Origin of the sequence: Chryseolinea sp. H1M3-3, assembly GCF_029360725.1 — a bacterium.
Taxonomy (GTDB): Bacteria; Bacteroidota; Bacteroidia; order Cytophagales; family Cyclobacteriaceae; genus Chryseolinea.
Map to the genome: position 1 here is coordinate 179,473 of NZ_JARKMY010000019.1, position 15,413 is coordinate 194,885.

General features: G+C 42.1%; 13 protein-coding genes. 8 read left to right on the top strand and 5 right to left on the bottom strand.

Features of this window, described 5'->3' with window-relative positions:
* Positions 1-4: 4 nt before the first annotated feature.
* Entirely contained in the window at positions 5-1,087 is a 1,083-nt protein-coding gene (locus tag P2W71_RS27905) for a winged helix DNA-binding domain-containing protein (protein ID WP_276374848.1), read from the top strand.
* A 53-nt stretch (positions 1,088-1,140) separates the two neighbouring features.
* Here P2W71_RS27905 and wrbA read toward each other — a convergent pair whose 3' ends face one another.
* Positions 1,141-1,779, bottom strand: a complete 639-nt coding sequence (gene wrbA / locus P2W71_RS27910; RefSeq protein ID WP_276374849.1) for an NAD(P)H:quinone oxidoreductase — start codon at positions 1,777-1,779, stop codon at positions 1,141-1,143.
* A gap of 17 nt (positions 1,780-1,796) precedes the next feature.
* Entirely contained in the window at positions 1,797-2,015 is a 219-nt protein-coding gene (locus P2W71_RS27915; protein ID WP_276374850.1) for a hypothetical protein, read from the bottom strand.
* A 142-nt stretch (positions 2,016-2,157) separates the two neighbouring features.
* Between P2W71_RS27915 and P2W71_RS27920 the strand changes: the two genes are divergently transcribed.
* Positions 2,158-3,018, top strand: coding sequence for an arylamine N-acetyltransferase (locus tag P2W71_RS27920; RefSeq protein WP_276374851.1), 861 nt, complete (start codon positions 2,158-2,160; stop codon positions 3,016-3,018).
* 147 nt (positions 3,019-3,165) lie between these two features.
* Positions 3,166-4,725, top strand: a complete 1,560-nt coding sequence (locus P2W71_RS27925) for a beta-N-acetylhexosaminidase (RefSeq protein WP_276374852.1) — start codon at positions 3,166-3,168, stop codon at positions 4,723-4,725.
* Here P2W71_RS27925 and P2W71_RS27930 read toward each other — a convergent pair.
* On the bottom strand, positions 4,692-5,717 hold the full coding sequence (locus P2W71_RS27930; RefSeq protein WP_276374853.1) for an NAD-dependent epimerase/dehydratase family protein: 1,026 nt from the start codon (positions 5,715-5,717) through the stop codon (positions 4,692-4,694). The two genes, P2W71_RS27925 and P2W71_RS27930, sit on opposite strands and share 34 nt — an antisense overlap.
* Before the next feature lie 216 nt (positions 5,718-5,933).
* Between P2W71_RS27930 and P2W71_RS27935 the strand changes: the two genes are divergently transcribed.
* The 3 genes from P2W71_RS27935 (at position 5,934) to P2W71_RS27945 (ending at position 11,262) form a co-directional block, all read left to right on the top strand.
* A complete protein-coding gene (locus P2W71_RS27935; protein WP_276374854.1) occupies positions 5,934-9,446 on the top strand; it encodes a two-component regulator propeller domain-containing protein in 3,513 nt (1,170 codons plus the stop codon).
* A gap of 225 nt (positions 9,447-9,671) precedes the next feature.
* A complete protein-coding gene (locus P2W71_RS27940; protein WP_276374855.1) occupies positions 9,672-10,592 on the top strand; it encodes a hypothetical protein in 921 nt (306 codons plus the stop codon).
* 250 nt (positions 10,593-10,842) lie between these two features.
* Complete coding sequence (locus P2W71_RS27945) at positions 10,843-11,262, top strand: response regulator (protein ID WP_276374856.1); 420 nt, start codon at positions 10,843-10,845, stop codon at positions 11,260-11,262.
* An 84-nt stretch (positions 11,263-11,346) separates the two neighbouring features.
* On the opposite strand, the gene P2W71_RS27950 is transcribed toward P2W71_RS27945, so the two are convergent.
* The gene (locus P2W71_RS27950; RefSeq protein WP_276374857.1) at positions 11,347-11,724 is read right to left on the bottom strand and encodes a VOC family protein; all 378 of its coding nucleotides are present in this window, start codon (positions 11,722-11,724) and stop codon (positions 11,347-11,349) included.
* Between the two features lie 36 nt (positions 11,725-11,760).
* Entirely contained in the window at positions 11,761-12,852 is a 1,092-nt protein-coding gene (locus tag P2W71_RS27955) for a Gfo/Idh/MocA family oxidoreductase (RefSeq protein ID WP_276374858.1), read from the bottom strand.
* Positions 12,853-13,065: 213 nt separating this feature from the next.
* Between P2W71_RS27955 and P2W71_RS27960 the strand changes: the two genes are divergently transcribed.
* Together P2W71_RS27960 and P2W71_RS27965 are read left to right on the top strand one after the other, a co-directional pair.
* Positions 13,066-13,482, top strand: a complete 417-nt coding sequence (locus tag P2W71_RS27960) for an START-like domain-containing protein (RefSeq protein ID WP_276374859.1) — start codon at positions 13,066-13,068, stop codon at positions 13,480-13,482.
* A gap of 158 nt (positions 13,483-13,640) precedes the next feature.
* Positions 13,641-15,362 (top strand): LptF/LptG family permease, encoded by a 1,722-nt coding sequence (locus P2W71_RS27965; RefSeq protein ID WP_276374860.1) that lies wholly within the window; start codon positions 13,641-13,643, stop codon positions 15,360-15,362.
* The last annotated feature ends 51 nt before the right edge of the window (positions 15,363-15,413 follow it).

The window sequence follows — 15,413 nt, forward strand, 5'->3', positions numbered from 1 at the left end:
ACTCATGAAGAGTCAAGACATCCTGCGCTTGCGCTTAAGCAATCAACGATTAACAGCACCTACCCAAGATGATGCTGTCGCACTTGTTCGATGGATGGGTGCCGTTCAGGCGCAAGATTATGCGGGCGCAAAGTGGGCGTTGGGTTGCAGATTGAAGGGTGTATCGGATATTGCCTTAGATGAAATGATTGATAACGGCGACATACTTCGAACACATGTGTTACGTCCTACCTGGCATTTTGTATTGCCTGAAGACATTCGCTGGATGATTACCCTAACGGAACCGCGGATAACGGCTTTTGGCGCAAAATATTTTCGTGATCTTGAATTGGATAAAAAATTATTGAACCGTAGTAATAGAATTATTACCAAAGCATTAGAGGGTGGTGATCATCTCACAAAGAAGGAGATTGGCGCGTTGTTGGAGAAAAATAAAATCCCTACCAACGATCTTCGGCTTACGTTTATCATCATTCGGGCGGAACTGGATCAGCTCGTATGCAATGGTGCACGACGGGGTAAACAATTTACGTATGCATTACTGGAGACGCGTGCGCCGAAGGCGGTGCAATTGAAAAAGGATGAAGCTTTGACGGCGCTCGCGCAACGTTATTTCTTGAGCCGTGGGCCCGCTACACTGAAAGACTTTACATGGTGGTCAGGTTTAAGCGCTGTAGACGCGCGCGCTGCAGTTGAATCGGTAAAATCGCAGTTTGACCAGGAAACAGTAGGCGGACAGTTGTATTTGTACGCGTCTTCAGCAATAAAGCCTGCCAATGTTTCCGGAGCGCATTTGCTGCCTGCGTGGGATGAATACACGGTAGCATACAAAGATCGAAGCTTGGTCATTGACCCGGAATTTTCGGACAAGGTCGGCAACGGAATTTTCAATTTTAACATTCTGTGGAAAGGACAAATAATTGGCGCCTGGAAACGAACAGTTAAGGGAGACAAAGTGATTGTAGACTTAAACTATTTTCGCACACCCAGCCCGGCGGTTGCAAAAAAAATATCGTCCGTAGCAAATCACTACGCTAAATTTCTCAATAAAAAAGCGGAACAATCTATCCAAAGGCCGTCTAAATAACTTCTGGTTACAAGACGCACACCTAAACACTTAAACACCTAAACACTCAAACACTACTTAATTGCTCCCTCTACCAATTGTACGCTGCCCTGTCTGACCCAGGAAGCGATTTCAATCGTGCGCTTAGTCTGATGAAAAACAGCAGCCTTTACATCTTCATTCATTTTGCCCGTTTTTGGATCAACTGATACGCTAGTACCGTATGGATTTCCTCCTGCTGCATATAAAACAGGATTGGTATAGCCCGGTGCGACAACAATTGCTCCCCAATGGTACATGGTTGTATATAAAGCAAGGATTGTCGCTTCTTGTCCACCGTGGGGGTTAATTGCACTAGACATCGCACTTACAACTTTGTTTGTAAGTTTGCCCTCCGACCATAGCGGCCCCGTTGAATCCATAAATTGCTTCATTTGGGCCGCAACATTCCCATAACGTGTTGGCGTACTAAATATAATGGCGTGAGCCCATTCGAGGTCATCTAAAGTTGCAATTGGAACTTGCTTAGTAGTTTCAATGTGTTTTTTCCAAAGGGGATTGGTTTCAATCGCCGATGGCGGAGCAAGTTCCTGGACTCTTAAAATTTTCACATCTGCTCCCTCTTCTGTCGCACTTTCAGATGCCCACTTGGCCAATTGATAATTTGTACCAGTAGAGCTGTAGTAGATTATTGCAAGCTTGACGTTCGACATGTTATTTTGGTTTATGTTTAATGCTGAAGTAGGTCAAAAATTCGTGCCGGATTTCCACCAAACTTGGTAGCCGCCTTGTATTGTGCATTGGTGTTGCTAATCCGCATAAAGAAAATACAGACGTCTTCTACCAATTGGTTGCACGGCGGGGAGTGTGACGATGTTACTACATTTTTGGGTAGTCCGGTACACGAAAATTGCCGGTGCAGTGTTTGAGTCAATACTACCTTTTCCATAAGTATCCATTTTACCGTGGTACCTGAGAAGACATTTGATGAAAACTCAAAACGTCTTTTTGCGTTTACCTGCAAACAAGTTATATTTTGAAAATCGGAACGTGTTAATAACGAACGGTGTTAAGAAAAAAATTGAATTAAGATGTCCCAAACGGTAAGTGTTCCGGCAAGAGAAAATTTGTCGGATAGTAAAGAAAAATTTGATATTCAAAAATATTTTGATCGTATTAAATATACTGGAACCCGTGAGGCGACGATAGAAACGCTTCGCGCTATCCACTTACACCATGCTCAAACCATCCCGTTTGAAAATCTAAATCCTTTCCTGCGCATTCCTGTTGTGCTGGACATAGATTCACTTTATCAAAAACTTATTCTAAATCGTAGGGGCGGTTATTGTTTTGAACATAATTTGCTTTTAATGCATGTATTAAAATCGTTAGGATTTAGTATTAAAGGTTTGGCCGCACGGGTGCTTTGGAATCAGCCGGAGGGAACTATAACGGCCCGCGGACACATGTTACTTTTCGTCGATATAAATGGTCAGCACTTTATAGCCGACGTGGGATTTGGTGGGCTTACATTAACGGCACCGCTGTGGCATAAATTTGATATCGAGCAGCAAACACCTCATGAACGTTTTAAATTTACGCAAACGGGCAATGAAACCTTGCTTGAAGCCAAAGTGCAAGGTATTTGGAAACGCATTTATTCTTTTAGCCTGCAAGAAAATTTTTTACCGGATTATGAAGTCGCCAGTTGGTATTTGTCTAATCATCCAACCTCGCACTTCGTAACTGGTCTCATTGCGGCATTGCCATTTGATAAAGGTCGTCATGCGCTTCGTAACAATGATTTTGTTACGCATTATTTGGATGGAACACATGAGCGAAAACGCTTTAATAATGTTGCCGATCTCCGACATGTCTTAGAAACTACGTTCGGTATTATAATACCACATGTTGAAAATAGTGAAGCCCTTTTTAGCCGAATCATTTCGTAGTACTTCTTTTTACACTTCACCTCTGTTGCAATCTACTGTTGGGTGACTTATAAACACGCACACACTTCCCCTTTAAAAAAACTTGCACATTTTTTATATCACGGTGCTCCTAATTTGCATACATTCGGGCTCCTATAAAATGCCTATATGAACCTTAAACATTTACTTTTTTTATTGTGTACAACAGTCGTATTTGGTGCATGTAAAAAATCACACGCTCCAACAGACCTGGCGAAAGAGGATCTTATACCTATTCCTGTTTCAATACAAGCTACGGCAAAGGTATTTGAGCTCTCAAAAGAAACTTCCATATATGTTGAAGGTGAATCCGCAGAGTTATTGAAAATCGGAGAATACCTCGCTGGGAAACTTAGACCTGCTACCGGGTTTGATCTTAAAGTTTCTTCAACCACAGGCTCACCCAAATCAGGCAATATTTACCTCACCACAACAGGTACTGATGCGACGTTGGGAGAGGAGGGGTATGAATTAACCATCACAGATGATCTGCTCACAATAGCGGCAGCAAAACCCGCAGGTGCATTCAGAGGCATCCAAACTGTCCGACAACTTTTACCGGACAGTATAGAATTGACAAGCGTGCAAAAAGGACCGTGGGAAATTTCTACCGGCACAATACGCGATTATCCACAATATGCTCTTCGAAGCAGCATGCTCGATGTGGCACGTCACTTCTTTAGCGTTGACGATGTTAAACGTTATATTGATCTCATTGCCGGTTATAAATTAAATGCATTGCATCTACACTTGTCAGACGATCAAGGTTGGAGAATTGAAATCAAGTCCTGGCCAAACTTGGCAACGCACGGAGGTAGTACTCAGGTAGGCGGGGGTAAAGGTGGTTATTATACGCAGGAACAATTTAAAGACATCGTGAAATACGCAGCGGAACGTTACATCACAATTATTCCAGAAATTGATTATCCTGGTCACACCAATGCAGCACTGGCGTCTTATCCCGAATTGAATTGCAACGGTAAGGCTCCTGATTTATATTCCGGAACAGAAGTAGGCTTTAGCACCCTCTGTGTGGATAAAGAGATTACCTATAAATTTGTAGATGACGTTATCCGTGAATTGGCGGCAATTACACCTGGCCCTTATATTCATATCGGCGGTGATGAAAGCCATGCGACAAAAAAAGAAGATTTCATAAAGTTTGTTAACAAGTCTCAGGAGATCGTCGTGGCCCATGGAAAAAAGCCAATCGGGTGGGAGGAAATTTCGCAAGGCACATTACAACCGGGAACAATCGTTCAATATTGGTCAAATGCCGAGCATGCAAAAGTTGCTGTTCAACAAGGTGCAAAAATGATAATGTCTCCGGCGAAAAGAACTTACCTCGACATGAGTTATGATTCTACAACCAAACTCGGATTGCATTGGGCTGCCTACATTGAAGTGGATAGCGCATACATGTGGGATCCCGCGACGATCGCTAAAGGAATAACGCAAGACAACATATTGGGAGTAGAGTCACCGCTTTGGACGGAAACCCTCGTGACTATGGAAGATATCGAGTTCATGGTTTTTCCACGCCTACTCGGTCACGCCGAAATTGGTTGGTCACCGGCGGCAGCAAGAAACTGGGATGAATATAAAGTTCGCTTGGGAAAGCATGGTCCTCGACTCACTGCGAAAGAAATAAATTTCTATAAATCAAAACTTGTTCCGTGGGTTGAATAGTTGTCCTCGGAAATATAGTTCTCCTTCCTAAACCAACTTAACGCTTCTTCAATGCCGCTCTTGACAGGGGTCGTTTGAAGACCGAATTCTTGCGCCGCTTTTTTGCCTGTATAGTAATTATCCAGACAAAGGAGCTGCGCATTGCTTTTATTAAAAGCAAGGGGTTGTTTTATCAAGCTACTCCACGCATCAGCAATTTTTGCGGAGAAACGAATAAGGCCTTTTGGTATCCTTATTTGAATTGGCTTTCTGCCTGAAACCTGATTCAACTGAGAGAAGAATTCGCGATAGGTTAGATTTTCACCGGCCAATAAATAACACTGCCCATTCCGGCCAATTTCCAAAGCACGTATGATTCCTTGCGCAACATCACGTACGTGCACAAAATTTTTTCCGCCCGACGGGTACCACTGCATACCATGTTTTAGTCCATGCAAAATCATCTTCCCCGAACTTGGTTTACTATCATAAGCGCCAATAATAAATGTCGGATTCACCACCACAGCGTTCAGATTATATTCATTTACCTTTTTCAGCACATATTCTTGGGCTATATACTTGCTATTGATGTATCCGGACTTATAATGTCCCAGTGTGAAAGGTGACGATTCAGATCCCGGATTCTCCTTGCTTCCGGGACCAAACACATTTGCTGTGCTCACATGAACGAGCCGCTTGTTATTTTGACGCAATACGGCTTGCACAATATTTTTGGTGGAATTGAAATTGATGTTTTTATAGTATGCAAAATCCCTCGGTAGTACACTCGTCGTTGATGCGGCGTGAACAACTGCATCGCAATCAGATAGGGCCTGATAAAGATCTTCGTATACCTGTATATCACCCCGGAAAAGCTGGCAAGGCACATCCTTTAATGACCTTAGATCAGCGGAAGGCCGTACGAATGCCTTCACTTCCATATTGGCTTTAATGAGCTTTCGTATAAGATTAGCACCCAACAAACCATTTGCTCCTGTTATTAAAACCTTCATAGTGAGTCATTTGCTGTAATAAATCAAAAACCCCGGGATGTGTTTTGACGACTTTGCCAATTTTCTAACATGCAAGTTCACAAATCCTGGTTTTTCCTTATCATGCAAGAAGGTTAAACCTCAGCTTGTTTATCATACAGTTATGGTATTTCTTGAAACGCCATTTTTCGCCGTTAAACAGCAGGTTACTATCCGTTAAAAATACATGTTATTCAAATGAAAGTCCCTTGTCAGTTCAAAACATCTGCCTGTGTAGATGCCTTTCGTGCACTGAACATCATTCGAATTAAAACATCCGCCGTTTACCAAATCCTACTTCTCGCAGTACTTGTCTTTAACAGTGAATTGCTTATTGCACAGGAGAAAAAGATTCAGAAACCTGCGTTTAAATTTCAACACATCGATCGTGAATTAAGCAACAACCAGGTCTTTACTATTTTGCAGGACCGTTCCGGTTTTTTTTGGATTGGTACATTAGGCGGTCTGCACCGTTTCAAAGGCAATGATTACGATCTTTTTGTTACATCAAAAGATTCCACGAGTATTCACGACAGCAGGGTTGAAAAACTATTTCAAGATAAACATGGAAATCTTTGGGTGGGAACCCACGATGGGTTAAGCCGCTACGATGCAGACAGAAATAATTTTATCCGTTTTGAAACTGAAAATGAATTCGTCGATGCCCTTGATCCTAACACCAATAGAATAAAAGAAATTGTCGAAGACGACCAAGGTATACTTTGGATAGCAAGCCAACGGACGGGACTTTCTTTTTATGACGAGAAAAAAAATACGATTGTTCCTTTCTTTTCAAAAGCAATAGGCAATCCGTTAGGAACGACGCATCTAACAGCCATTTGCCCCGCGAAAGATGGAATTCTGTGGATCGGAACGCTGGATGACGGGGTAAAAAAATTAAATACTAAAACTAATGAAGTAACCCACTATCAACACGATCCTAAAAACACGAATAGCATTGCTGCGAATTTCATTGCCTCTATTGTTATTGATAAAAACCAACAGGTATGGGTGGGCACAAATTTTTGGGGAGTCGATCGATTAGTAGACGACGGACCGCAGCCGAGATTCGAACATTACAGGCACGATCCTAAAGAATCTTTTAGCCTGGGAAATAACGATGTGCGGATGCTTTTTGTAGATAGTCAAAACAATGTATGGTCGTGTAATGAAAATGGCGGGCTCAATTTATACAGCCGGAAACACGACGTTTTCTTTTGTTATCTACCCAATCCGTTAGACCCGTATAGTATTTTCAGCAATTCTTACTGGAGCATCTATGAAGACAAACAAGGGAGACTATGGCTTGGAAGCTCCCTGAATGGCATTGATGTAGTTGACAAAAATCTTTCCCGATTCACTCACTACTATAAATCATCCGTTTCGGGTGCAAGCATCAGCAATGATATTGTCAGGGGATTTTATGAGGACCGAAATGACAATTGGTGGATTGCTACCGATGGGGGAGGCTTAAACTTCTTTGATCCTATTCACAGCAGATTTGAAGTTTACCAATACGATCCTTCCAATCCTAAGAGCATTCAATCTAATGCCGTTCTTTCGATTTGTGAAGTAAATGATGAATTGTGGGTTGGTACCTGGCAAGGCGGCATTAATATTATGGACGTTAATACCAAAAGCTTTCGTCGAATCCAACCCGACAATCTGAACCTGAGAAATATTTTTAACCTGGTTAAAGATTCGCATGGAAACATTTGGGCATCCACGTATGGCGGAGGTATCACCGTGTTTAATTTGGCAACAAATACAACAAGGACTTACCTCAACGAACCGTCGAATCCCAGTAGTATCAGCAGTAACATTGTTCCGGTAATCATTGAAGATAGCGAAGGAAATATTTGGATCGGCACCCAGGATAGCGGTGTGAATCTGATGAAAGCTGGCGACATCGAACGAGGTATTTTTCAGCGTTTCGCGTTAAATACACATGACACTCTCGGTCTGCAATCGAAACTGATAAACGATATTTTTGAAGACAGCAAAAAGAATATTTGGATTGCAACGTCGTCTGGTCTCAGCAAATATTTAAAATCAAAAAACACATTTCAGACATACAGCGTACAACACGGTCTGCCTACTGACCAGATCAAATCAATTATTGAAGACAATAAAGGATTTCTTTGGATCGGCACAACAAAGGGAATTTCGAAGTTCAATCCCGAAGCGGAAACATTTGTTAACTACGACAAACGTGATGGTTTGCAAAGTGGTGAATTTTCACGCTATGGCGCCTACAAGACCCGGCACGGCGCTTTGCTATTTGGCGGAACTCAGGGATTCAATGCATTCGTTCCTGATAGCATCCGTAACAACAATATTATACCACCGGTATTTATAACGGGACTTCGTGTCTTTAATAGACCAGTGGAGATTGGAGACGAAAATTCCGTTCTTCCAAAACATATTATGCAGTTATCTGAGATTACACTTCCGTATGACTATTCTGTATTCACCTTGGAATTTGTTGCACTGAATTACATGACGCTGGATAAAATGCAATATGCATACAAACTGGAAGGGCTTGAAAATAATTGGAACTTTGTCGACAAACAATACACTGCCACCTATACCAATCTTGATCCAGGTGAATATTTTTTTCATGTAAAAGCCTCCAGCAATGACGGCTCATGGCCAGAAGATGGAAAAATTCTCAAGATTACCATAACCCCTCCGTTCTGGAAGACCTGGTGGTTCAGAGTTCTTTTGGTTGGCTCATTTATTTTTTCAGTCGTCTTTGTCATACAAGCCCGCGTACATCAGTTGAGGAAAAAAAATGTTGAACTGGAAGCCCGGGTGAGTGAACGAACATCTCAACTTCGCGGACTGATCAAAGAACTTCAGGAAAAACAAGATGAAATTGCCACGACCAATGAGGAGTTAACTTCTACGCTGGAAGATTTGGTTGATCAAAAGCAAAAGGTTGAATCCATTAACAATGAACTTAAGGCGGCACATGAGGAATTGTTAACAATTAATAATCAGCTTGACGAAAGGGTTCACGAGCGTACAGTAAAGTTGCTAAAAGCGAATCAGGAGCTAGATCGATTCGTTTATAGTGCATCCCATGATTTGAGTGCTCCACTAAAATCTATTTTAGGGCTTATTCAACTGACCCGGTTGGAAAATAAAAATGAGGAGCTTACCTATCATCTGGAGCACATGCAAAAAAGTGTACTCAAACTGGAGGGTGTAATCAACAGCTTAACGCAGTTTTCACGAAACGTGGGGCACGCCATAATCAAACAAGAGATAATCTTTGATGAAATGGTAGAAGAAGTGCTGGACGAGCTAAAATATCCTTTCCACGCCGATAAGGTAAAGATCATTAAAAAGTATCAACCCAACGACTATGTAACGTCCGACTATCTACGGTTGAAAATTATCTTGAGTAATTTGATCTCGAATGCACTGAAGTATAAAAACGGAAAGGCGGAAAACTCCTTCGTGGAAATTGCATACGAAAAAACGAATGACACCGATAAGATCCAAATCAAAGACAACGGCATAGGTATCTCCCCCGAAAATCAGCTAAAAGTATTCGATATGTTCTACCGGGCCACATTACAATCAACGGGTTCCGGGCTCGGCCTTTACATTGTTAAGGAAACGGTAGAAAAGTTGGGTGGAACAATTTCGCTTGAGTCAAAACTAGGCAGCCATACCATCTTTACAGTTACGTTTAACGGATAATCTCTTGTGTTGCTTGTAATTCACCAGTACGTTTTGAATGTTGTAAGCGCAGCGGACAAATACCCAACGCGTAAATGATTAAACCAAAGTTTAAAGTTTCCATCCCGTCTTTCGGCACAACTTCTAAGAAATTCTTCATCCTAAGACACACTCCCTGCAAAAAGTGACGCAACTGTGGGTTACTATTTCAATTGTTTACATAAAGGGAGGAATAAATTGAAGGCTATGGAAACAATCGCATTTGGACAGTGGAAAAACGAATCAAACCTCCTCGATGGTGTTAGTCCACTAAAAGAAGACATTATCACGATAGATGCTCAGATCGACGTGAAGGTTAGAGGTGATTTACCCGAAGCGCAAGCCATGAACGCCGCAACGGCATTCATGGAGCAAAAGATGATTTCTTTCTTGGAGTACGAGTACGAAGATTTCAAATTGTCAAAGCCAGTTATACAAAATGGTGTTCTGAATTTCAAAAAAGAGCCAGAAACGAATCGGGCTTTTGAACAACTAAAAAGTTTTCATCTTCAGAAATTTTCACACATGGCTGAGTTGAAATCCGGAAGTCATCGTCGCAATAAACTTTTATTTTCAATAGAGCCAGGTTTGGAAATCATTATTCCTCCTTATGATAACGATTGGACCAATAGCTTTGTCTCGTTTTCAAGTGCCAATAAGGCTTCGGGATCGTTCAAGGCTTTCCCCCATGGCAATGGGTATGGCGCCTCAGGCGTGGGAGTTTTTCTGTCACCACAGGAAGATGTCTCAGCGAGTTTTAGTACGCATGGACCTGTATCCTATGCGTGGTCCAACTTTGTGGGTGAAGGGGGTGGTTATGCAGCGTCGCGTGGTGGGCTGGGAATTTCCATATACAACGCATCACGAGGTACGTTGGTAAAAGATGATCATGAAATATTGTGGAGCCAATCGCGTCAACCTTCCTCTCTTGAGATTAGCGGAGGCAATGATGACTTATATTTTCAAAATACTTCAATGGGTCAGAGTCATTTTAAGATGAAAGGTGGCGACACGTACCTTGTATGGATATGGAGTTGGGCTTTTACAGATAGTGGGCCGAACGGGGCTTCCTTTGCGGCCGTCGACTGTAAAGTACCCTTTATGATTGTCGATTCATTTACAGCATGATGAAAAAAATGCGAAGAGTAGCCCAAAAAGCGTTGTTACTACTTTGGGCTTACAATAATCACCTGACCCTTTTGCAGCAGTCTGCAGTTTTTACACGCTTAACGCAGATGTTGATAATTGCCTTGGGGTTCTAAAATGGGCAGGAGCGACTTCTGTGTCATAAAAAGTTTTATTAAGAAACAGAGGTTCCGCTACACTTTTACATCGACCCAAATGTTTTGTGGAAAGGAATTTATTTATATTTATATAAATGAAGCCTCCTTTTCAATTCATATTGATCGATGACGACCCGATGAATAACTTGATCTGCAAGTTGACGATCGAAATGACATTTGGTCAATCGGATGTGAAAGCTTTTGTAAATCCGGAAGTCGCACTGAATTATATTCAGACAGATTTTGCAAATCTTCCTGATACGACAGGCCTGTTGTTGTTGGATATTAACATGCCCATCATGAGTGGATGGGAGTTTTTGGAAATGTTCGACAATCTGAGATTTGATTTAAAGGAACGAATCAAAATTTGTATTCTCTCCTCATCTATAGATGAGCGTGATAAAGAAAGATCCTATGCCAATAAAAATGTGCTTGACTTTCTTGTTAAACCGTTGACGGATAAAGATGTTCAACGAATAACAAGCATGGAGTTGAAAAAGGGAAAGTCTCTTTAATCGTTGAAACTCGTCGCGTGACGCACCTCATTAAAATCCGCCGATAGCATTTGCAAGACGATAGCCGCGTCAAGTGATTAATTTTTAAATGGGTTGGGCAAACTTCAAATGGTATCCATTGATATCCCTAACCACATATTGCCGTGCGCCCCAAGGACGATTGGAGAGGGGTTCAATTACTTCCGCACCATTTTGCACGTGTAACTTAAAAAGGTAGTCTGCATCATTTATCCAAATAAAGATGTCCGGATGAAACGACTGATCCCTAAGAAATTTTACTAACGCTGGGCTATGCGTAAAATATATTTCCGCATTTCCCGAATGTACGCCCGCATATACAGGCGGATCACCATATTGAAAGTCAAACGCAAACCCAAGTACATGTTGATAATAGGCAAGTGATTTTTCGATATCATCGGTGCTAATTACCGGAACAGTACTATGGATTTGCGAAACATTCATATTGTAACATTAACAATTATGGCACGTTGATGCTGCTTAAACTTTCACACGTGCACCTTGTGATGCTGCTGATTTATAAATGGCTTCGACTACTTTAATATCTTTCATACCTTCTTCTCCCGGGACAAGGAGCGGTGTTCCATTGAGAATCGAAGTTGCATCGTCGTCCATTTGCTTAGCCTGTTGATTGGGAATGACGGCGTCAAGTACTTTGCCGTCGCTGGTAATCCCACGCTGACCGCTATATTGTTGAAATGGTTCGAGCTTATACCAACCGTTAGCGAATTTGGTTTCGAGTGTGTTGACGCCGCGGCCGAAAGTGGTTTCACATTTAGCCGTAACACCTCCCGGAAATTCAAGGTCGAAGTTCATGGTCTCTTCTACTTCCTTATATATTTCAGGCCGTGTTGTAGAACCTTTTGCAGAAACGGCAATAGGCTCTAACCCCGTCGCATAACGCGCGGCATTCAATGAGTACACACCCATATCATACATGGCGCCACCACCTAAACTCTTCTTTTGCTTCCAATGATCTGTTCGATTGTCACGATATCCTGCAGCAGCGCTTGTGCTCAATACCTTTCCATAAACGAGGTCTTTCCGAATCTGTATGATGCGTTGCGTATTTGGCTCATGGTGCAGACGATACCCGATCGCCAGCGTTACTTTATTTTTCTTGGCAGCATCGATCATACTTTTGCACTCTGCTTCAGTCATAGCCATAGGCTTCTCGCACCACACATGCTTTCCCGCTTTCGCGGCGCGGATACTATACTCCGCATGCATGGAGGGCGGCAACACAATGTAGATCACATCGATATCAGGATTATTGGCAATCGAATCGAAGTTCTGATAGTTGTAAATATTTTTATCAGGAATATTATGTTGTTGCTTCCATTTTTCAGCCTTTGCAGGAGTACCAGTAACAATTCCCGCCAGCGAACACTTTTGCGTCAATTGTAAAGCAGGGGCGAGCAGATCAGTGCTATAATATCCAAGTCCTACCAGCGCGACACCGAGTTTTTCTTTTTTCTGAGGAACATGAATGTTTGAAAACGCATACTGGCTAACCGTTAACCCGGCAACACCGGCGGCTGTTTGTTGAAGAAATTTTCTCCTGTTAATCATGGTTATAATTGGGTTTTGTTTTCACAGTTTAACGTGATGGTTTTTCAATTTAATTGTTCGGGGTCATTTAACAAATAATATTTGAATGGCCGGCGGAACGCTAATAGGAGGGGGACCCTGTAAAATTATAAACATTCGTAACGGCATAAGGCATGGGCAGGAAGCTTGCAGCTTTTAATAAAATAATCTATCTTATACCCATCAAGCGAGGATATGGCAACTGTGAGTACATCGAAAAAGAAATTGTTTACTGCGGATTATGAGTTTCATGCATCTATTAAGATGTTGTACCCTTACATCCAGACAGCCAGTGGACTCTCCGAATGGTTTGCCGACGATGTTACGATAAATAATAGTGATAAATCATTCACTTTTTTTTGGGATAATGAAGAACACCGGGCAAAACTCGCGGCCTTCCGTACCAACCATTTCGCAAGATTTGAGTTCGTGCCAGAAAATAAAGAAGACGAACAAGACCCATCTTATTTTGAATTGCGCTTAGACACCAATGAGCTAACCCAATCTACTTATTTAAAGATTTTTGATTATTCTGACTTCGATGACCAGCGCGAACTTCATTCGCTATGGGATAGTCTGATAGAACAACTCCGTAAAATCGTCGGTGGCTGATCGCTTGCCCGTATTTCTTTCACCTATTGGCTTTATTTTTGACAATAAGTTACGAGCTTTGAGCTGAAAGCGAGAACATATTTTTCGCGTAGCTTAATATTTAAACACTTTAAGACGAACTTCAACACTTCGCCCGTCAATACGACAATAATCCGAGCATGAAGAAAATCGACAAACTTGTTCTCGACGCATTCATCGGTCCTTTCTTAATCACCTTCCTGGTCGTGGTGTTTATATTGTTGAATATAAACATGCTGAAGTATTTTGACGATATTATTGGCAAGGGCCTTGATACATTGGTGCTGGGAGAATTATTTTTCTACTTCGCCATTTTCACCGTTCCAACGGCCATGCCGTTAGCGGTATTGTTGTCGTCACTCATTGCTTTCGGAAACCTTGGTGAACATTTTGAACTGACTGCGATTAAAAGCGCGGGTATCTCACTCGTTAGAACACTCAGACCTATATTTTTCTTTGTCATACTTTTAACGGGTATTGCATTTTACGCCAACAATAACCTGGTTCCTAAAGCTGCTCTGGAAGCGTACAGCCTGTTATATGATATCAAGCAAAAAAAACCAGCACTTGATTTACGCGAGGGTTCGTTTTACAATGGCATCGATGACATCAGTATCAAAGTTGATCGAAAATTTACCGATGACGAAGCCGCATTAAAGGGCGTCATTGTTTATGACCACCGCGAAAATGATGGGAATAAAAATGTTATCGTCGCCGATTCCGGGAGAATGTACACCATTCTCAATGAGCGGTACTTAAAGTTCGAACTTTTCAGTGGATACGATTATCGGGAGGGGGCTGGTGAAGCAAAAGACCTGGGTGGAAAAAAGTCTAATGGAGAATCCTTGTCTAAGACGAGATTTTCGAAGATGCAGATTGTATTTGACTTGTCGTCTTTTCAGCTGCAGACTACTGATAAAAAGTGGTTTCAGGGTAACAGGATTATGCGAAATTTGACCGAACTCGATAGTGATATAGACTCAGTTGAAGCGCAGGTGCTGAACCAAAAAGTAAACCATTACCTGTACAAGCCGACTTATTTCGCGTATTATAATAAGGGGGACTCCATCATCATGCCCCCGGAAGTCTATCGCCAAAAGGTAAAGCGGGATTCACTTGCCAGGGTCCCCTACCTTGACAGAATTAAGAATGATACAGTAAAAGTGAGAAGTTCCTCGACGAACCCGGAACGTGATTCGATCACGGCGAGGCTCAATGAAAAGTTCAAACCGAAAACAAACGTCGCTCGACCCAAGGCAAGCAGCAAACAGCAAACGCCAAAAATTCTTCAAAAATACACCAGCACAATTCGCGACAAGCAGTCTGCCGATTCAATTAACCGCGTCAAAGCAAAAGCAAAAGCCGATAGCATTTTACGCTCAGGAGTTTCGCTTGATATGGTGCAGGGCGCTGCAAACTCTGTTCGCCAGATCAAAAGCCAGATAATGAATGCAAATCTTTCGATCGATAATTTCCAAAAAGAGCTTGCCATCTTTGAAATCCAGTGGCATAAAATTCTGGCAAATTCTTTTGCTTGCATTGCCATGTTCCTCATTGGAGCGCCACTGGGAGCGATCATAAAAAAAGGTGGCTTGGGTGTACCCTTTTTAGTGTCTATCTTTTTCTTTATCGTTTATTATGTCATAACCATGCAGGGTGAAAAACTGGCCAAACAGAATACCGTAAGTGTAGCGGTAGGAGTGTGGGCGGCCGACGTAATCCTTCTCATTATTGGTCTTTTTTTCCTGCGACAGGCGCGAATTGATGCCCGGTTATTTGAAGCAGACTTCTATTCGGTGGTGATGGATAAAGTTAAGCAATGGTTCGCCGAAAAAAGGCATCCCCGGGCGAAAATGGCATGAGTATTCAGAAAATGAAATTCTACAAACCCTTGGAAATTACGACGTTTCTGG